Origin of the sequence: Janthinobacterium sp. SUN033 (genome assembly GCF_030397595.1) — a bacterium.
Classification (GTDB): domain Bacteria; phylum Pseudomonadota; class Gammaproteobacteria; order Burkholderiales; family Burkholderiaceae_D; genus Janthinobacterium; species Janthinobacterium kumbetense.
The window spans coordinates 210,971-229,691 of record NZ_JAPQNV010000006.1; the positions used below are offsets into that span (position 1 = coordinate 210,971).

Annotated in this window: 20 protein-coding genes; 13 read left to right on the forward strand and 7 right to left on the reverse strand. The window is 63.4% G+C overall.

The window, feature by feature from the left end:
- The first annotated feature begins 59 nt into the window (after nt 1-59).
- The 9 genes from OX460_RS24315 to OX460_RS24355 all read left to right on the forward strand — a co-directional run bounded on the left by OX460_RS24315 (nt 60) and on the right by OX460_RS24355 (nt 11,326).
- Nucleotides 60-674 carry a GNAT family N-acetyltransferase gene (locus tag OX460_RS24315; protein ID WP_289900200.1) on the forward strand — a complete coding sequence of 205 codons (615 nt, stop codon included), beginning with the start codon at nt 60-62 and terminating at the stop codon, nt 672-674.
- A gap of 66 nt (nt 675-740) precedes the next feature.
- On the forward strand, nt 741-2,414 hold the full coding sequence (locus OX460_RS24320; protein WP_289900201.1) for an amidohydrolase: 1,674 nt from the start codon (nt 741-743) through the stop codon (nt 2,412-2,414).
- A gap of 118 nt (nt 2,415-2,532) precedes the next feature.
- Nucleotides 2,533-4,236: a urocanate hydratase gene (hutU, locus tag OX460_RS24325; protein ID WP_251350176.1), complete on the forward strand. Its 1,704-nt coding sequence runs from the start codon at nt 2,533-2,535 to the stop codon at nt 4,234-4,236.
- A gap of 19 nt (nt 4,237-4,255) precedes the next feature.
- On the forward strand, nt 4,256-5,815 hold the full coding sequence (hutH, locus tag OX460_RS24330; protein ID WP_289900202.1) for a histidine ammonia-lyase: 1,560 nt from the start codon (nt 4,256-4,258) through the stop codon (nt 5,813-5,815).
- Between the two features lie 20 nt (nt 5,816-5,835).
- The gene (gene hutG / locus OX460_RS24335; protein ID WP_099666414.1) at nt 5,836-6,624 is read left to right on the forward strand and encodes an N-formylglutamate deformylase; all 789 of its coding nucleotides are present in this window, start codon (nt 5,836-5,838) and stop codon (nt 6,622-6,624) included.
- Nucleotides 6,609-7,985, forward strand: a complete 1,377-nt coding sequence (locus tag OX460_RS24340; protein ID WP_289900203.1) for a formimidoylglutamate deiminase — start codon at nt 6,609-6,611, stop codon at nt 7,983-7,985. The genes hutG and OX460_RS24340 overlap by 16 nt, the downstream gene beginning before the upstream one ends.
- Complete coding sequence (locus OX460_RS24345) at nt 7,985-8,560, forward strand: HutD family protein (protein WP_289900204.1); 576 nt, start codon at nt 7,985-7,987, stop codon at nt 8,558-8,560. The genes OX460_RS24340 and OX460_RS24345 overlap by 1 nt, the downstream gene beginning before the upstream one ends.
- 12 nt (nt 8,561-8,572) lie before the next feature.
- Nucleotides 8,573-9,799 (forward strand): imidazolonepropionase, encoded by a 1,227-nt coding sequence (gene hutI / locus OX460_RS24350; RefSeq protein WP_289900205.1) that lies wholly within the window; start codon nt 8,573-8,575, stop codon nt 9,797-9,799.
- An 81-nt stretch (nt 9,800-9,880) separates the two neighbouring features.
- Nucleotides 9,881-11,326 carry a glycine betaine ABC transporter substrate-binding protein gene (locus OX460_RS24355; RefSeq protein ID WP_289900340.1) on the forward strand — a complete coding sequence of 482 codons (1,446 nt, stop codon included), beginning with the start codon at nt 9,881-9,883 and terminating at the stop codon, nt 11,324-11,326.
- Nucleotides 11,327-11,337: 11 nt separating this feature from the next.
- Here the strand turns inward: OX460_RS24355 and OX460_RS24360 are convergent, their stop codons facing one another.
- Nucleotides 11,338-11,517, reverse strand: coding sequence for a hypothetical protein (locus OX460_RS24360; protein ID WP_034746290.1), 180 nt, complete (start codon nt 11,515-11,517; stop codon nt 11,338-11,340).
- A 214-nt stretch (nt 11,518-11,731) separates the two neighbouring features.
- Here OX460_RS24360 and OX460_RS24365 point away from each other — a divergent pair, with 214 nt between their 5' ends.
- Nucleotides 11,732-11,869: a hypothetical protein gene (locus OX460_RS24365; RefSeq protein WP_289900206.1), complete on the forward strand. Its 138-nt coding sequence runs from the start codon at nt 11,732-11,734 to the stop codon at nt 11,867-11,869.
- Nucleotides 11,870-12,102: 233 nt separating this feature from the next.
- On the opposite strand, the gene OX460_RS24370 is transcribed toward OX460_RS24365, so the two are convergent.
- Together OX460_RS24370 and OX460_RS24375 are read right to left on the reverse strand one after the other, a co-directional pair.
- Nucleotides 12,103-12,609 carry a GNAT family N-acetyltransferase gene (locus OX460_RS24370; RefSeq protein WP_289900207.1) on the reverse strand — a complete coding sequence of 169 codons (507 nt, stop codon included), beginning with the start codon at nt 12,607-12,609 and terminating at the stop codon, nt 12,103-12,105.
- A complete protein-coding gene (locus OX460_RS24375; protein ID WP_289900208.1) occupies nt 12,606-13,550 on the reverse strand; it encodes an EamA family transporter in 945 nt (314 codons plus the stop codon). The genes OX460_RS24370 and OX460_RS24375 overlap by 4 nt, the downstream gene beginning before the upstream one ends.
- A 182-nt stretch (nt 13,551-13,732) precedes the next feature.
- On the opposite strand from OX460_RS24375, the gene OX460_RS24380 reads away from it, so the two are divergent.
- A complete protein-coding gene (locus OX460_RS24380) occupies nt 13,733-13,864 on the forward strand; it encodes a hypothetical protein (RefSeq protein WP_257218848.1) in 132 nt (43 codons plus the stop codon).
- Between the two features lie 22 nt (nt 13,865-13,886).
- Here OX460_RS24380 and OX460_RS24385 read toward each other — a convergent pair whose 3' ends face one another.
- Nucleotides 13,887-14,336 (reverse strand): glycine zipper 2TM domain-containing protein, encoded by a 450-nt coding sequence (locus tag OX460_RS24385; RefSeq protein WP_034780449.1) that lies wholly within the window; start codon nt 14,334-14,336, stop codon nt 13,887-13,889.
- Between the two features lie 129 nt (nt 14,337-14,465).
- The gene (locus tag OX460_RS24390; protein WP_099666421.1) at nt 14,466-14,894 is read right to left on the reverse strand and encodes an Mpo1-like protein; all 429 of its coding nucleotides are present in this window, start codon (nt 14,892-14,894) and stop codon (nt 14,466-14,468) included.
- 95 nt (nt 14,895-14,989) lie between these two features.
- Between OX460_RS24390 and OX460_RS24395 the strand changes: the two genes are divergently transcribed.
- Together OX460_RS24395 and OX460_RS24400 are read left to right on the forward strand one after the other, a co-directional pair.
- Nucleotides 14,990-15,511: a DNA-deoxyinosine glycosylase gene (locus OX460_RS24395; RefSeq protein ID WP_289900209.1), complete on the forward strand. Its 522-nt coding sequence runs from the start codon at nt 14,990-14,992 to the stop codon at nt 15,509-15,511.
- A gap of 97 nt (nt 15,512-15,608) precedes the next feature.
- Entirely contained in the window at nt 15,609-16,373 is a 765-nt protein-coding gene (locus tag OX460_RS24400; RefSeq protein WP_289900210.1) for a hypothetical protein, read from the forward strand.
- A 163-nt stretch (nt 16,374-16,536) separates the two neighbouring features.
- Here the strand turns inward: OX460_RS24400 and OX460_RS24405 are convergent, their stop codons facing one another.
- Nucleotides 16,537-17,745, reverse strand: coding sequence for a hypothetical protein (locus tag OX460_RS24405; RefSeq protein WP_289900211.1), 1,209 nt, complete (start codon nt 17,743-17,745; stop codon nt 16,537-16,539).
- Between the two features lie 107 nt (nt 17,746-17,852).
- A complete protein-coding gene (locus OX460_RS24410; protein WP_099666424.1) occupies nt 17,853-18,719 on the reverse strand; it encodes an HDOD domain-containing protein in 867 nt (288 codons plus the stop codon).
- Between the last annotated feature and the right edge of the window lie 2 nt (nt 18,720-18,721).

An 18,721-nucleotide genomic window follows, 5' to 3' on the forward strand; every position in this document is an offset into this window, starting at 1 on the left:
GCAAAGCCTGCGCGCTTGCGTTAAGATGCCGGGCGTTTCAATGAGAAGAAAGAGTCCCCATGTCCAGCCCATCCAACATCGAATCCTCCCGCACCGCCCGTAGCCTGGCCGCCGCCCTGACCGACGATCCGTTCTACCGCACCGTCACGGTGGCGTGCGGCGACGACGAGGCGGCGCGGCACGCCATGCTGGAAGCCTACTTCGCGCTGGCGCTGGCCGAGGGGTGGCAGGCGGGGCGCGTCGACCTGGCTGACGACGCGGGCAATGGCGCCGCCATCTGGACGACGGATACGCCGGCGGCCCTGCGCCAGGCCGCGTATGCGCAGCGCGAAGCCGCCTTGCGCGCGCTGCTGGGGGAGCGGGGCTTTGCGCATTTCACGGCCATCGTCGCGAACATGGAGCATGCGCTGGCGCCGCATGGCCTGCAAGACGCGTGGTATCTGTCGATCGCCGGCATCGCCCCGGCCGCGCAAGGGCAGGGGCTGGGCGCGTCCGTGCTGGCGCCGGGCCTGGCGGCCGTCGATGCGGCCGGCGCCGCGTGCTTTCTGGAGACCTACAACGAGCGCAGCCTGCCGTTCTATGGCCGTCTTGGCTTCGTGGCGGCGGGCCGCTACGCGGAAGCCGTCACGGGCTGCGATTACTGGCTGATGGTACGAGCGCCCCGCGCTGCCTGATTGACCATTTTGCCAATTTCTATACACTCGTCTTTTTGCTAACGACTAAAAGACCTGGAGATGGAAATGCCGACCTTGCCACTGCGCCGCACCCTGCTCACGCTCGCCTGCCTGGGGGCCATCGGCCACGCGCATGCCGATACCGTCATCGACAATGCCAACGGCTACACGCTCAATGCTGCCGGCAAGGTGCTGCGTTTCACGGCGCTGGCCTTTGACGACGGGGGCAAGCTGCTCGCCGTCGGCAGCGCCGCGCAGGTGAAGCGCAAGGCGGCCAAGGGCGCTATCCATGTCGACGCGCAGGGAAAAACCGTGCTGCCAGGCCTGATCGACGCGCACGGCCACGTCTTCGGCCTGGGGACGATCGCCAGCGGCGTGATGCTGTACGGTTCTGCCTCGCTGCCGGCCGCCGTGCAGGCTGTGGGCGACTTCGCCAAAGCGCATCCCGAGCGCAGCTGGGTCGTCGGCAATGGCTGGAACCAGGAAATCTGGAAGCTGGGACGCTTTCCCACGGCAGCGGAACTCGATGCGGCCGAAAGCGCGCGGCCCGTGTGGCTGCGCCGGGTCGATGGCCACGCGGGCTGGGCCAACAGCCGCGCGCTGGCGCTGGCCGGCATCACGCGCGCCACACAAGACCCGGCGGGCGGCAAGATCGAGCGCGACGCAGACGGCAATGCCACCGGCGTGCTGGTCGACAGCGCCATGGACTTGATGGACGCCGTGCTGCCCAAGCCGGGCGACGTGGAAAACCGCGCCGCTCTCGATGGCGCACTGGCGCAGCTGTCGCAAGCGGGCCTGACCAGCGTGCACGATGCGGGCATCGGCCAGATGCAGGACCGGCTGTTCCGCGACTATGCGGACCACGGCAAGCTGACGGTGCGCGTGTACGGCATGATTTTTGACACGACGGACGACTTCGACGCGCTGTCGAAAAACGGCCCCTTGAATAGCTATGCGCGCGACATGTACGCCTTGCGCGCCGTCAAACTGGTGTCCGACGGCGCCCTGGGCAGCCGCGGCGCGGCCCTGCTGGCACCGTACAGCGACGATCCCTCTACCCGTGGCCTGCTGTTCTACCCGGACGGCGCCATGCGCGCGAAGATGGAAAAAGCCATGCGCGCCGGCTACCAGGTGAATGTGCACGCCATCGGTGACGCGGGCAACCATCAAATCCTCGATGGCTACCAGGCCTTGACCGCGCAATACCGCAGCGTGGGCCTGCGCCACCGCATGGAGCACGCGCAGGTGGTGCAGTTGTCCGACATCCCCCGTTTCAAGGCGCTGGGCATCGTGCCGTCGATGCAGCCGACGCACGCCACCTCGGACCAGAACATGGCGGAGCAGCGCGTGGGTCACGAGCGCATCAAGGGCGCGTATGCGTGGCGCACCTTCCTTGCGCAAGGCTCGCGCATCGCCTGCGGTTCCGATTTCCCCATCGAGTCGCCGAACCCGTTCGAGGGCATCCACGCGGCCGTCACGCGGCAAAACAGCGAGGGCTTCCCGGCCGGCGGCTGGTACCCGCAGCAAGCCATGACGGTGACGCAGGCGCTGCGCTGCTTCACCCTCGACGCGGCTTGGGCGGCGCACCAGGAAAAGGCCATCGGCACCCTGGAAGCGGGCAAATGGGCGGACTTCATCGTCGTCGACCAGGACCTGTTCAGCGTGGAACCAAAGGCCATCGGCAAGACGCAGGTGCTGCAGACGTGGGTGGCGGGCAAGCGCGTGTTCGAGAAAAAATAAGGATTTGACGCCTGCAAAAACCTGTTGACTTGGTTGTATAGACAACCTATGCTGGGAGTACCAGAGCGGGCCAGGTATCGGGCTAGGTACGTCCGCTCGCACCCTACGAGGAGACAGCATGAACAGCACAATGGACACCGATCCACGCTTTGATGCCAGCCGTACCATCCGCGCCCCGCGCGGCACGGTCATGGCTTGCAAGAGTTGGCAGGCCGAGGCGGCCTACCGCATGTTGCAAAACAATCTGGACCCGGAAGTGGCGGAAAATCCGCAGCACCTGGTCGTCTATGGCGGCATCGGCCGCGCGGCCCGCAACTGGGCCTGTTTCGACCAGATCCTCGCCTCGCTGCGCGAACTGGAAGACGACCAGACCCTCCTGATCCAGTCCGGCAAGCCGGTGGGCGTGTTCCAGACCCACGCGGATGCGCCGCGCGTATTGATCGCCAATTCCAACCTGGTGCCGAAATGGGCCAACTGGGAGCATTTCAACGAACTCGATCGCCAGGGCCTGTTCATGTACGGCCAGATGACGGCCGGCAGCTGGATTTACATCGGCACGCAGGGCATCGTGCAGGGCACGTATGAAACCTTCGCCGAAGCGGGTCGCCAGCATTTCGGCGGCGACTGGGGCGGACGCTGGATTCTGACGGCGGGCCTGGGCGGCATGGGCGGCGCGCAGCCGCTGGCCGCCACCATGGCGGGCGCCGTCTCGCTTAATATCGAGTGCCAGCAAAGCAGCATCGACTTCCGCCTGCGCACGCGCTACCTGGACAAGCAGGCGGCCAGCCTGGACGAAGCCCTGGAACTGGTCAAATACCACACGCAGCGCAAGGAAGCCATTTCCATCGGCCTCCTGGGCAACGCGGCCGAAGTGCTGCCGGAGCTGGTGCGCCGCGCCAAGGCGGGCGGCCTGGTGCCGGACCTGGTGACGGACCAGACGTCCGCGCATGACCTGGTCAACGGCTACCTGCCGCGCGGCTGGAGCGTGTCGGACTGGAAGGCGGCGCAACAGGACCCGCAGCGCCATGCGCGCCTGACGGTGGCGGCCGCCGATTCCTGCGCCGCCCACGTGCAAGCCATGCTCGATTTCCACGCCATGGGCGTGCACACCGTCGATTACGGCAACAACATCCGCCAGGTGGCGTTCGACCAGGGCGTGCAAAATGCCTTCGACTTCCCCGGCTTCGTGCCCGCCTACATCCGCCCGCAGTTCTGCGAGGGGCGCGGCCCGTTCCGCTGGGTGGCCTTGTCGGGCGACCCGGAAGACATCTATAAAACGGATGCAAAGATCAAGGAGCTGTTCCCGCACCACGCACAGGTGCACCACTGGCTGGACATGGCGCGCGAGCGCATCGCCTTCCAGGGACTGCCGGCACGGATATGCTGGCTGGGACTGGGCGAGCGCCACATCGCCGGCCTGGCCTTCAACGAGATGGTGCGCACGGGCGAACTGAAGGCGCCCATCGTCATCGGCCGCGACCACCTCGATACGGGATCCGTCGCCAGCCCGAACCGCGAGACGGAAAGCATGAAGGATGGCACGGATGCCGTCTCCGACTGGCCGCTGCTGAACGCCATGCTCAATACGGCCGGCGGCGCCACCTGGGTCTCGCTGCACCATGGCGGCGGTGTGGGAATGGGGTATTCTCAGCATGCGGGCATGGTTATCGTGGCCGATGGCAGCGAAGCGGCGGCGAAACGCCTGGCGCGCGTGCTGGTCAACGACAGCGGCTCGGGCGTGATGCGCCATGCCGATGCCGGCTACGAAACAGCGGCCGCCTGCGCCAAGCGCAACGGCCTGATTCTTCCCATGATTCCTTGAGACCTCGATTCGAATGACTATGACACAGCATGCCAAAAGTTGGACCCTGAAACCGGGCGCGATGACCCTGGCCGACCTGCGCGCCGTCTGGGCCGCGCCGGCAAAATTGACCCTCGCTGCCGAGGCCTATCCCGTCATCGAGGCGTCGGCCGCCGCCGTGCAAGCCATCGTCGCCAAGGGCGACGCGGCGTACGGCATCAACACGGGCTTCGGCCTGCTCGCCAAGACGCGCATCCCCGATGAAAAGCTGGAGCAGTTGCAGCGCAACCTGATCCTGTCGCATTCCGTCGGCACGGGGGAGCTGCTGTCGGACGCCGTCGTGCGCCTGATCATGCTGATGAAGATCGGCAGCCTGGCGCGCGGCTTTTCCGGCGTGCGCCCGCTGATCGTCGACACCCTGATCGCCCTGTACAACGCGGGCATCATGCCGGCCATTCCCGCCAAAGGTTCCGTCGGCGCCTCGGGCGACCTGGCGCCGCTGTCGCACATGACCCTGGCCATGCTGGGCGTGGGCGACGTGCGCGTCAACGGCGAATTGATGGCGGCCCCCGAGGCGCTGGCGCAGGCGGGCATCGCGCCCGTGGTGCTGGCGGCGAAAGAGGGCCTGGCCCTGATCAACGGCACGCAAGTGTCGAACGCGCTGGCGCTGCATGGCCTGTTCATGGCCGAGCGCCTGCTGGAAGCGGCCATGGTCACGGGCGCGCTGTCGCTCGACGCGGCCAAGGGCAGCGACTCGCCGTTCGACGCGCGCGTGCATGCCGTGCGCGGACAGCCGGGGCAGATCCTGGCCGCGCAGATGTACCGCCAGCTGGTGGCGCACAGCGCGATCCGCGCCTCGCACCTGGAAGGCGACGAGCGCGTGCAAGACCCGTACAGCCTGCGCTGCCAGCCGCAAGTCATGGGCGCCTGCCTCGATTTGATCGGCAACGTCGGCCGCACCCTGCTGATCGAAGCCAATGCCGTCACGGACAACCCGCTGATCTTCCAGGATGGCCCCAACGGGCAGGCGGAAATCGTCTCGGGAGGCAATTTCCATGCGGAGCCGGTGGCCTTTGCCGCCGATACCTTGGCGCTGGCGATTTCCGAAATCGGCGCGCTGGCCGAGCGCCGCATCGCGCTGCTGATCGACGCCACCTTGTCCGGCCTGCCGCCTTTCCTCGTGCGCGACCCTGGCGTCAATTCCGGCTTCATGATCGCCCACGTGACGGCTGCCGCGCTGGCGTCGGAAAACAAGTCGCTCGCGCATCCGGCCAGCGTCGACAGCCTGCCGACGTCCGCCAACCAGGAAGACCACGTGAGCATGGCCACGTTCGCCGGGCGCCGCCTGGACGACATGGCGCACAACACGGCCGTCATCGTCGGCATCGAGCTGCTGGCCGCCGCGCAGGGCATCGATTTCCACCGTCCGCTGAAAACCTCGCCGCACCTGGAACATGTGCATCACCAGTTGCGCCAGAAAGTGCCGTTCTTCGACGCCGACCGCTTCTTCGCGCCCGACATCGAAGCGGCCAAGCAGATGGTGCTGCAGGGTGAGTTGAGCAGCACGTGCAAGAATTTGTTCGCCCCGCTGTACGCTTGAGCTGGAGCAAGGAGACAAGCATGGATTTCCGCTTTAATGAAGGCAGCATTCCGCTGCTGGTGTCGATGCCCCACGTGGGCACCGACATACCGGACGATATCGCCGCGCGCATGACGCCGCAGGCCCTGGTCAAGGCTGACACGGACTGGCATCTGCGCGAGCTGTATGGTTTTTTGCAGGAGATGGATGCGTCCGTGCTGTCGGCGCGCTGGTCGCGCTACACCATCGACTTGAACCGCCCGCAGGAAGACACGAATCTGTATCCGGGCCAGGATACGACGGGCTTGCTGCCCAACGATACCTTTCACCGCGAGCCGCTGTACCTGGCCGGCCGCGAACCGGATGCGCAGGACGTGCGGCAGCGGCTGCAGCGCTACTGGGCGCCGTATCATGCGCAGCTGCGCGCGGAACTGGACCGGCTGCTGCGCGTGCATGGCGCCGTGGTGCTGTGGGATGCCCATTCGATCGCTTCGCGCGTGCCGCGCTTCTTTGACGGCAAGCTGCCCGACCTGAACTTCGGCACGGCCGATGGCGCCAGCTGCGATGCGGGCTTGACGTCCGCCGTGGTGGATATCGCGCGCGCGCAGGAGGCATTTACCGTGGCCTTGAATGGCCGCTTCAAGGGCGGCCATATCACGCGCCGCTACGGCCAGCCGGAAGGTCGCGTGCATGCGATCCAGCTGGAGATGTGCCAGTGCCTGTACATGGACGAAACGGAACCGTTTGGCTACCGGCCCGACCTGGCGGCGCAAGTGCAGCCGCTGCTGCGCCAGATGATGGAAGCGGCCGTGGCATGGGTGGCGCGTTGAGTGCGTCCCTGTTTGCCCGCCATGCGCTGCTGCCGCAAGGCTGGCGCCGCGACGTGCTGCTGGAATGGGACAAGAATGGGGATTTGACGGCGGTGGCGGAAAACGCCGCGCCGTCTGCCGGCGCCGAAGTGGCCGAATATGTCTTGCCCGGCATGGTCAACCTGCATTCGCACGCTTTCCAGCGGGCGCTGGGCGGCATGACGGAGATTGCGGGTGACGGGCCGGACAGCTTCTGGACCTGGCGCGACCTGATGTACCGCTTCGCGCGCCACATCACGCCGGAGCAGATGGAAAGCATCGCCGCGCAGCTGTTTGCGGAATGCCTGCGCCATGGCTACACGGCCGTGTGCGAATTCCACTACCTGCAGCGCGATATGGCCGGTGCTCTGTATGCGCGTCCCGCGGAAACGGCGGAACGAGTGCTGGCGGCGGCGCGCCTCAGCGGCATCGGCCTGACCATGCTGCCCGTGCTGTACAGCCATGCGGGTTTCGGCGAACAGCCGTTGAAAGCGGAGCAGGCGCGCTTTCGCACCGGTGCGGACGATGTCTTGCGCATCGTCGAGGCGCTGGCGCCGCAGCGCGGCGGGCAGGTGGAGGTGGGCTTTGCGCCCCATTCGCTGCGCGCGGCTGGCGTGGCGCAGATCAAACAGGTGGCGGAGGCGCTGCCCGCGGGCCGCCCCATCCACATCCACATCGCCGAACAGCAGGGCGAGGTGCACCAGTGCCTGGATTACAGCGGACGGCGCCCGGTGCAGTATTTGTACGAGCAGGTCGACGTCGATGCGCGCTGGTGCCTCGTGCATGCCACGCATGTGCAGCCCGATGAGGTGGCGCTGATGGCCGCCAGCGGCGCCGTGGCGGGCCTGTGCCCGACGACGGAAGCGAATCTGGGCGACGGCCTGTTCCCGCTGGCCGAATTCATCGCTGCCGGCGGGCGCTTCGGCGTGGGCAGCGACAGCCATGTATCGCAGTCGCCGGTGGAAGAATTGCGCTGGCTCGAATATGGCCAGCGCCTGCAGCGGCAGCAGCGCAATGTCGCCGCCACGCCGGAGGAGCGCCATGTGGGCGACTACCTGTGGCAGGCGGCCCTGCAGGGCGGCGCGCAGGCGGCCGGGCGCAAGCTGGGCGCGCTGGCGCCCGGCTGCCGCGCCGACTTGCTGGTGCTCGACGAAGCGCATGTGAACCTGTGCGGCGTGGCCATCGAAAATGTGCTGGGCAGCGTACTTTTCTGCGGCAACGACAACCTGGTGCGCGACGTGCTGTGCGGCGGCCAATGGCAGGTGCGCGGCGGGCGCCACGTGGCGCAGGATGCCATCGCCGCCGCCTACAAGCGCACGCTGGCGCAACTGAGGGCGCTCTGATGGCGACCTTCATCCCGCAGGAATGCCTGCGCGCCGCGCCGTGGAAAAATGGCGGCGGCAGCACGATGGAAATCGCCATTGCTCCGCCCGGCGCCAGCCTGATGGAATTCGACTGGCGTATCAGCCTGGCGACGATCACGGCCAGCGGGCCGTTTTCCAGCTTTCCCGGCATCGACCGCAGTTTGATGCTGGTCGATGGCGACAGCGTGCAGCTGACGCTCGATGGTGTGCGCAAGGTGACCTTGAGCGCGGCGCAACCGATGCTGTGGTTTCCCGGCGAAGCGGCCGTGGAGGCGCAAGTCAGGGGAACGACGACGGATTTCAATGTGATGACGCGGCGCGACCGTTGCCGCCACCAGCTGGAAAAAATCACGGCCCCATGCCGGCTGGTGCGGCGCAGCGCGGCGACCTTGCTGTTTGTCGCCGGCGAAGGCCACGTGCTGGCGCGCGGTGGCGAGCAGCAGTTCGCGCTGGCCCGCCATGACGCGCTGCTGCTGGACGCCGACGATGCGCAGGAATGGCGGCTCGACGCCTTGCAGTGTTCGCCCGTCTTGTGCGTCGACCTGTTCACCTAGGGAGAGAAAGCGATGCAAGACTGGGACCTGGTCATCCACAACGTCCACCTGGCCACCATGGAGCACGGTTATGGCGAGCTGCTCGATGCGGCCATCGCCGTCAAGGATGGCCGCATCGCCTGGTTCGGCCCCGGCGACGAGCTGCCGGCCAGCGGCGCGGTGCTGCAGGATGGCCAGGGTTGCTGGCTCACGCCCGGCCTGATCGACTGCCACACGCACATCGTCCACGCGGGCAACCGCAGCGACGAATTCGAGGCGCGCCTGAATGGCGCCAGCTATGAAGACATCAGCCGCGCCGGTGGCGGCATCATGTCCACCGTGCGCGCCACGCGCGCGGCGAGCGACGACGAATTGCTGCGGCAAAGCCTGCCCCGCGTGCTGGCGCTGCTGGCCGAGGGCGTGACGACGCTGGAAATCAAGTCCGGCTACGGCCTCGACGCGGCCAGCGAAGCGAAGATGCTGCGCGTGGCGCGCCGGATCGGGCAAACACTGCCCGTATCCGTGCGCACCACCTTTCTTGGCGCGCACGCGCTGCCGCCCGAGTATGCGGGCCAGGCCGACTCGTATATCGAGCTGCTGTGCGGGCAAATGCTGCCCAAGCTGGCCAGCGACGGCCTGGTGGACGCCGTCGACGCCTTTTGCGAGCGCATCGGCTTTACGCCGGCGCAAACGGAATTCGTGTTCGAGGCAGCGAAAGCGCTGGGGCTACCTGTGAAACTCCATGCCGAGCAGCTGTCGGACCTGGGCGGCGCGGCGCTGGTGGCGCGCTATGGCGGCCTGTCGGCCGACCACCTGGAATTTTTGTCGGCAGAGGGCGTCGCCGCCATGGCGCAGCATGGCACGGTGGCCGTTCTGCTGCCGGGCGCATATTACTTTTTGCGCGAGACGCAGCCGCCGCCCGTGGCGGCCTTGCGCGCGGCGGGCGTGCCGATGGCCGTGTCCACCGATTGCAACCCGGGTACGTCGCCGATGACGTCCCTGCTGCTGGCGATGAACATGGCCTGCACCCTGTGGCGGCTGACGCCGCAGGAAGCGCTGGCCGGCTGCACGATCCATGCGGCGCGCGCGCTGGGGCTGCAGCAGGAAACGGGCAGCCTGGCGGTGGGCAAGCGCGCCGATTTTGCCCTGTGGCGCATCGCGCGCCCGGCCGACCTGGCGTATGCGCTGGGCCTGAACCCGTGCGCGGGCGTGGTGCATGGCGGTGTCTGGCGCGCGCCGGTGGTAAGCTTGCCGGATTGATCATCCGTCCTGGAGCGCCGCGTGCGTGCTGCTTGTTTGCTGTTTTATCTGCTGTTCTCGCTTGTCTTCGCCGCCGCGCCCATGTCCTCCCTTGCCATGGACGGCGGCACCCTGAAGGTGGGTTCGAAGCGCTTCACGGAATCGTATATTCTCGGCGAAATCGTCAAACAGAGCGCCGCGCCGCACGTCAGGGCGGAACACCGCCAAGGCCTGGGCAACACGGCCATCGTGCTGGCTGCGCTGCAGGCGGGCAGCATCGACGTGTATGCCGAATACATGGGCACCATCGCCGGCGAAATCCTCAAGCACGACAAGGCCATTGATCTGGCGCAGATGCGGCGCGAGCTGGCGGCGCTGGGCCTGGGCGTGGCCGTGCCGCTGGGCTTTAACAATACCTATGCGCTGGCCATGCGCGGCGATGAAACGGGCATCGCCAGCCTGGCGCAGCTGGCGCAGCATCCCGCCTTGAAGTTCGGCCTGTCGCATGAATTCATCGGCCGGGTCGATGGCTGGCCGGGCCTGGCCGCGCGCTATGGCTTGCCGCAGCGCCCGCGCGGGCTCGATCACGGCATCGCCTACGAGGCGCTGGCGCAGCGCCAGGTGGATGTGATCGACATTTATTCGACGGACGCGAAGATACGCCAGTACGGCTTGCGCGTGCTGGCCGATACGCAGCAGTATTTTCCCCGCTACGACGCCATGCTCTTGTACCGGCTCGACGTGCCGCAGCGTTTTCCCGCCGCCTGGCTCGCGCTGCAAGGCTTGCAGGGGCGCATCAGCGAGAGCGACATGATCGCCATGAATGCGGCCGTGGAAATCGATGGCAAGACTTTTTCCGGCGTGGCGCACCAGTGGCTGGCCTCCGGCACGTCGGCGAAAAAACCGGCCGCCGCGCGCAGCAAGCTGCTCGATAAACTCCTCGGCGACGATCTGTGGACCCTGACGCGCCAGCACCTGACCCTGGTGCTGCTGTCGGTGGCGCTGGCGTGCCTGATCGGCATTCCGCTGGGCGTGCTGGCGGCGTTGTCGGCGCCGCTGCGGCAAACGGTGCTGGCCTTCGTCGGCGTGCTGCAGACGGTGCCGTCGCTGGCCCTGCTGGCGATATTGATCCCGCTGCTGGGCATGATAGGCACCGTGCCGGCGCTGGTCGCGCTATTCGTGTACGCCTTGCTGCCCATCGTGCGCAACACGTGCACGGGCATCTTGCAGGTGCCGCAAGGCTTGCGCATGGCGGCGCTGGCGCTGGGCTTGAGCAAGCGCGACCGCCTGCTGCACGTGGACTTGCCGCTGGCCTTGCCGGTGATGCTGGCGGGCATCAAAACGGCGGCTGTGATGAGCGTGGGCACGGCCACCATCGCCGCCTTTATCGGCGCGGGCGGTTACGGCGAACGCATCACCATCGGCCTGGCGCTGAATGACAACGACATGCTGCTGGCCGGCGCCATCCCCGCAGCCGTGCTGGCCCTGCTGACGCAAGGCTTGTTCGAGCTGGTGGAGCGCTGGGCCGTTGCCGGCCGGCAGCACTGACGGCATCACGGTTACAGCGAGTGCAGTTTGGAGCGCACCGAGACGACGGCCTGGTGCAGGATGCGTTCAGCCTGGAAGTCGTTCTCTCGCTGTTCGGCGATGGCTTGCAAGTCGCGCGTGTAGCGCTCCAGGCGGGAGCGCAGGTAGGCGCGGTAGATTTTCATGACGAGCGGTTTGGCAGAGACATTCATGATGTGGCTCCCAGGTGCGTAACGATGCGTTCATTTTGTGTGAGCGGAATGCCGCCACTTTGCGCCATATCAAATGCCATGACCCCGTCAAATTGGCGCGTTTGAGATTGCGCAATGCCCCCCTGACCGAAGATGCCACACTGAATCTTCCCTGCTCGCCCTGTCATCATCAGGCGCCGCGGGTCCTGATTCCCTCAAGCATAAGGAGCGTCGCATGGTCATTTTCGCCGTGGTTGCTGGCTGCATCGCCTGCCTGACAGTGTACCAAATCTATACAAATACGCAGGGCGGCAGTGGGGTTGCGCAACAACATATCGGTTTGCACGGCACATTGATTGAACCACGGAAATAATCAGTGTCATCCGAGCGACACTCGGTGACACTTGGTTAGCGGATTTAAGTCAAATGTAAGGCCCGGTAAGCAAATGTAAAGGTCGGCGCGGCGGCAAGCGGCAGCGTTTATATTGATAACCGTTGATTGCATTCTCCCCCTCCCACTTGACAATGGGTTCACCCCGCGGTGCCGCTAGCCCGCGGGGATTTTTTTTGGAGCTTGCGTTTGCAGTTCCCGCGATGCGATGCCAATCACAGTGGTTGCGGCGTACCCGCCGACAATTGCGTCAAGGCATCGCCAGCGACCCGGCAGATGCGCCAGTCCGGCATCACGTCCGCGCCCATGCCCTTGTAGAAATTGATCGCGTTTTCATTCCAGTCCAGCACCGACCATTCGAAGCGGCCGCAATCGCGTGCGACGGCCAGTTGCGCCAGCGCCACGAGCATTTGCTTGCCATAACCCTTGCCGCGCACCGCTTGCTTCACATACAGGTCTTCCAGATACAAGCCCTTGCGGCACAGGAAGGTGGAAAAGTTGTGGAAGAACAGGGCGAACGTCACCACCTCGCCATCTTCCTCGCCCACCAGCGCTTCGCACGCGGGATGGGCGCCGAACAGGCTGTCGTGCAGCATGGATTCCCTGGCGATCATCATGTGTTCGAGTTTTTCAAACACGGCCAGTTCGTGGATCATGCCAAAGATGGCGGCCACGTCGGATGCGGTCGCGGGACGGATGGCGAGGGAGGAAGAGGTGCTCATGTTGCCTTTGCGGATGGAGTGGTGGAAATAGAGGATGCAACAGCCGTCTTGCGCGCGCCCGAGGTCAGGGCCCAGGCCACGCTGGACAGGCACAGCACCATGCCCACCCATTCGATGGCGGCGGGCCGGTAGTGTTCGAACTGCACCGATAGCAGCACGGAAATGACGGGGGTGACGACGCCGATATACACGGTCTTTTGCGTGCCGATGCGGGCGATTAAGGTGAAATACGCGCTGAAGGCGATCACCGAACCGAAGATGGCCAGGTACAGCAAGCCCATCCAGTAACTGGGGCGCGCGGGAAATTGCCAGGACTGGCCCGTGGCGACGGCCCAGGCGGCCACCATCAAGGTGCCCCACAGCATGGTCCAGGCCATGGTCAGCATCACGTTGCCGGAATGCTCGCGCACTTTCATGACGAGGGCATTGCCCGCCGTGCTGGACACGGTGGCCACCAGGGCCAGCATGAAACCGAGCAGGAAATGGCCATTGCCGCCGCCCAGGATATCTTGCAGTGCCGCACCGATGGACTGGTAAAACAGCAGCACGATGCCGCAGATGGCGACGAATGCCGCGCAGCAGGTGCTCCAGGTGATGGGCGTGCCGAAGGCGATGCGGTTGAGCAATGGCGTCCAGAACACCATCAGCGCAAACAGCACGCTGACGAGGGCCGAGACGAGGTACTGTTCGGAACTATACGTGCACACATAGCTGAGGGCAAACGAGGCCAGGCCCTGCAGCAGCATCCATTTCTGCGCGCGCCAGGGCAGGCGCAAGCGGTCGCCGCGCAAGGCGCACCAGGCAAACAGGGTGGCGGACGCGAGGCCGAAGCGGTAGACCACGGAAACGGCGGGGGCGACATCGCCCAGCTGCAAGGTGATGGCCCAGAAGGTGGAGCCCCAGATCAGGCAGGCAATGATGAACAGGAGAGGAGAGGACATCGCGCAAGTATACGGGCATCGCGCGGGGATGGCGAGTCTTGGCCGAGCTTGCTCAAAGAGTGGTCAGGAGACAACGAGGCATTGAGCCAGCGCAGTGCTTCTGGAAAATGTTGAATTTATGAAAATATTTACTTTATTATCAAGTAAACATTTTCTGAATTGCATCTTTGAAGGGGACCGCCATGCCAGCCTCACTGCAGATCAAAGTATGGAGCGTGCTTGTATATGTCGTGGTGGCAACCTTGGTTGCCATCTGGCTGCATGAGGGCATGTCGCCCTCGGCCTTGCTGATGGCTGCCGGCGCATTCGGCTAAAGCGCATGCGCCGGCAAGCAGATCAGTGGGTGACGCGGGTCTTGCGGCCATCGGACAGCAGGCGCACGCGTTCGCCCGGACGGAACAGCTCGTCCGCGTCTTGCACGATGGCGCGCATGTCGCCATTGTCCAGGCGTACGGTGATTTCCAGGCCGGGTTTGTTGGACGCGTTCGCTTCGATGCTTTTGCCCGCCATGCCGCCGGCGACGGCGCCCAGGATGCTGGCCGCGATGGCGCCCTTTCCGCCACCGACTGTCGAGCCGGCCACGCCGCCCAGCGCCGCGCCAGCCAGCACGCCCGTGCCCGTTTCACCCTTGTCGATGGTAACCTGGCGCACGGATTCAACCGTGCCCATGCGAACCGATTGTTCATTCTGCGCCTGGCGCGCGTTGTACACATTCGCCGAGTTCGGTTGTACGGCGCAGCCGGCCAGGGTGGCGAGCAATGCCACTGCAATAATTGGTGCTTTCATGTGGGACTCCCTTGGACAAAAGTTAGTTGCCGATTACATTGACCGACAGATGATGACTTATCATAAGGACACTTGCCTCATATAACTAGTTGCGAATAGTAAAAATCTGTTACGGCCCCGCGTGACCGCTCAATACGCCAGCCGCAGGCGCCGGTACAAAAATCCCAGCACGAATAGCGGTCCCACCAGCAAGAAGCGCAAGTCGTCCAGGAACGACGGTTTCTTGCCTTCGATCTGGTGGCCGATGAACTGGCCTATCCAGGCCAGCACGAACAGCGCCAGCGACACGGGCAGGACGGTCAGCGCCGGCATCAGCAGCAGCAGGCCCAGCATGGCGGCCAGCATGGCCAGCATGCCTGCCGCAAACGGGCGCGACAGCTTGTAGTAATAGTATAAAGCGAGAATACTGCCGAGCAGCGCCACGCTGGGATGCACGCTCCAGAGCAGTCCCAGCAGGCTGAAAACGATCAGCGGCACGCACACGATGTGCACCCATTCATTGACGTGGTTGCGGTGGCTTTCGCCATACTGGGCCAGCAGGGTGTCGATGGTGCGCATGGGCGGTCTCTTGTGTAGGGATGGTTGTCCGGGAATTCTACACCGTCGCGTGGCCGGGTAAAATGGCCCTTCATTTCTCCTTCCGGACCGCTCATTTGAATAGCCCAGCCTACTTGCCAGACCCTGCCGCCGACCCGCGCAAGCGCTGTTTCGATCCCGTCGTTGACGCCGATACGCGCTTGCTGATACTGGGCAGCTTGCCCGGCGAAAAATCGCTGGCGCACAGCCAGTATTATGCGCATCCGCAAAACAAGTTCTGGCGGTTGCTGGGAGAGGTCCTGGGCGTGGACTTGACGAGCCAGCCCTATGAAGCGCGCTTGAGCACCTTGCTGGCGCACGGCGTGGGGTTGTGGGACGTGGTGGCGCAGGCGCAGCGCATGGGCAGCCTGGACAGCAATATCCGCGCCCGCGACGATAACGACCTGGTGGCCCTGGCCGCCAGCCTGCCGCAATTGCACACGATCGCCTTCAACGGCGGCACGGCCGCCAAGCTGGGCGTCAAGGTGCTGGGCGAGCACGCGCAGCGCTACCGCATCGTCTGCTTGCCGTCGAGCAGCCCTGCCTACACCTTGGCATACGCGCAAAAACTAGTGGCATGGAAATTATTGTCGGAATAAATAATTTTTTATTATATGTCTGGTGCCCTTGTGCTTTTTTATGGGGCATGAGATTGTATTGAATTTACATTAAATTATTTGGTGCGAGGAATATTTTATGTCGGAAAATGAATCGACTTCCAGTCGGCGAGCCGAACAAGCTATAACAATGTTAGATCGGGTGGTGCAATATCGATGGGCTTTGCTAGTTGTCTCAGTTGTGTTGTCAATTGATAATGCTTTGGTGATTTTTTTTAATATTGGAATTATTAATTTTGATTTGCATTTATCCAGTGATGCCGCTGAGAGTAAATTAATTACCACGGGTTCTTATATCATTTTTTTGGGTTGCTATGTATTTTTTATGGGCGCTATTTCACCAGTATTCCAACATATTCTGGAATGGTTAATGAATCTGGTTCGCTACTCAAATGTTTGGAATAAAATATTTTCCCACACTGGATCGTATAGAGATTACCGTGAAAAACTAAGTTATGGTTACGTCAGTTTGCATGATGCGGAAAAGGAAGCTCTTAAGGGGAAAGATAGCTTTTGGATTGGAAGGATTGAGGCAAGGAAGGAAGAGAAACGAAAGAGTAATAGTGACGGAGCGATGCTGTCACAATTATCTTTTTCATGCACATTGCTATTATTGGTAAATTTAGTGGCAGGGGATAATTCTTTTTCGAACTTGTTGTTGAATTGGAATATAACCCAATCAGTCATTGGGCATTGGATTGTTGATATTGGTTTTTTGCTATGCGCTGGTATGTTATTTTCACCGTGGCTTATAGATTTCATGAAAAACGACGAATATTTTGATTTGGTAGCGCACCCAGAAATGGCGGAACAAAAATTGCGGGCAATGAAAGCCAGAGATTAGCGCGCATATCAAGAATGCCTGCTAATATTGTTTGTGGCGATGAGTGAAGCTCAGAAGTGAGATGGAAGTTCATATGCTGGATGATCAACCTGTAGCATTATGTCGCAGGTTGATCACTATGAATCTCCAAATCGGAGTTTACTTTGTATGAAGAAAATCTGTTCTAACTGCGTGTGTACGCCAGCGCTTCCAGCGGCTGTCCCTTGGCATCGAATTTCAGCGCCACTGACAAGTTGCTGACGCCGATGGTGGCCAGCGCGTCGCAGATGTCGTCGACTTCGTCCTGCAGGTCGGCGGCCAGGTCCAGCGGCTTGTCGGCGCTGTGCAGCAACTGGCCGTCTGCCGTGCTGACGTTGACGCGCAGCAGCATTTCGCCGTGCTCATCGGCCGGGCCGACGACCACCGAGACGTCGCCCGCGTCCACGTTGTTTTCCGCCAATGCATGGTTGATGCCGGACATCATCTGCAGCATCGCATACTCGCTCATGCCTTGTTCCTTGCCGCCGTGGAACAGATCCTGGTAGAGGAAGCTCACTTCCAGGGTGTTGCCGGCCGGCGCCAGGCAGCGTTTCACCAGATCGCCCACTTCCGTCGTCCATTGCTGGTAGCGGGCCATGCGCGCGTCGAACCAGGCGTCGAGCGCCGCTTCATCCTTCGGTTCCGCATAGAACGGGTCGTCCACGCGCTTGAGGGCAAAGCCCAGCAGGAAGCGCAGTTCGACGGCCGTGTCCTGCGGACCGAAGGCCGTTTCGCTCCAGCCGACGATGCTGCTTTCCAGACCCGGCGTGGCGACGATCTTCTTGTCCGTCATCGACGAGTACGCATCGCGCACCATTTCGTGCAGGTGGCTGTAGGTGATGCGGTCGATTTCATCGAGGTCGTAGGCGTGGCTCATCAGGACTACCTTGGCCTTGGCGCTTTCCAGTTCTGCCTGTTGGAAACTTTTCACCAGCGCTTCGAACGCGTCCTGGTCCTGGAAGCTGTCCGCTTCCTTCAGGCCGCCCGTGCTTTGCACCAGCAGGGGGACGACGAAGGCGTTGATTTCCATGGCCGGGGCATTCTCGCGGCGGATCACGGAAATGGACGCCGCTTCCTCGATATGGCTGCGCAGGTACTGATAGGCGCCCACGTCCTCGTATTTCGCCCGCTCGATGGCGTCGTACAGGATTTCATCCTTCTTTTGATTCAAGGCCTTGCGGATCAGGCGGCCGAATTCGACGGCTTGCTCGGCCAGTACCGTGCCCTGCGATTCGCTGTCTTCCTGCTCCGCCAGGTTGAGGGCCATCGTGCACAGCATGCGCGTGACGGATTCATCCTTGTCTTCAGGCGTGTTGGCGGATTTACGGGGGACAGGGCGCTTATTTTTGGGCATGGCGATCAACAGGTTAAGAAAGACGGGTCAGGCAAACGGAAACAGGCGCCAGGGCTTGTGCCAGGCGCCGGGACGGATCATACAGGCGGACGCGGCCGCCTGATACCTCAATGGTCGGTATCGAACATCTCGTGCAATTCGTCGAGCAGGTCGGCGGCTTCTTCCTGCGACAGGCCGAGATGCTGGCAAGCAAGTTCGCCGCCCTTGTCCCACTCCAGCGAGGTACTGTTGCCATGGTAGCGCTGAATGCCCTTTTCGGCCAGCAGCGACAGGGCGACGAGCGAGCGGATGGCGTCGTCCGTGGACGGATCGGCCAGCACCGTGTAGTCGTGGTGGTGCAAAATCGCCCACGAGACGTCGGAAGACAAGCCCCAGTTGCGCGCGAGCAAGCAGCCGATGGCCGCGTGGTTGGTCTGGTGGCGCGCGTCTTCCAGTGCTGTAAAACAATTGTGCGCATCGTTGGCGGCCGCCGCGTACGTGTTGACGTAGTCGGGAAAGCGGTTCATCAGCAGGGGCACGCCGATATCGCAGAACAGGCCGAAGGTGTGGGCGATGTCGGGCGGGGCGATGCGCAGCTTGCGTGAGGTAAATACCAGGGCGCGCGCGCGCTTGGCCGACACATCCCAGAAGTTGGTCAGTTCCACGCCTTCCGCTTCCAGCGCCTGGCGTGCCAGCAAGCCCGTCATCATGGCGCTGCACTGGTTGATGCCGAGAAAATTGATGCCTTGCTCGACGGACTTGGCCTTGCGCGCGGCGCCATAGAACGGCGAATTGGCCAATTTCAGCAGGGCGCCCGACATGCCGACGTCGTCGGCGATGATGCGCGCGATGCGGCGCGGCGACGGGTCCTGTTCCGCCAGTTCGCGCTGCAAGTCGACCAGCAGGCTGGGACGCGGCGGGATACGGATGGAACGCATCAAGGCGTCAACCGGATCTTCCTGCTCTATCTGCTTTTGCGCTGCCGCTCTCATCATCA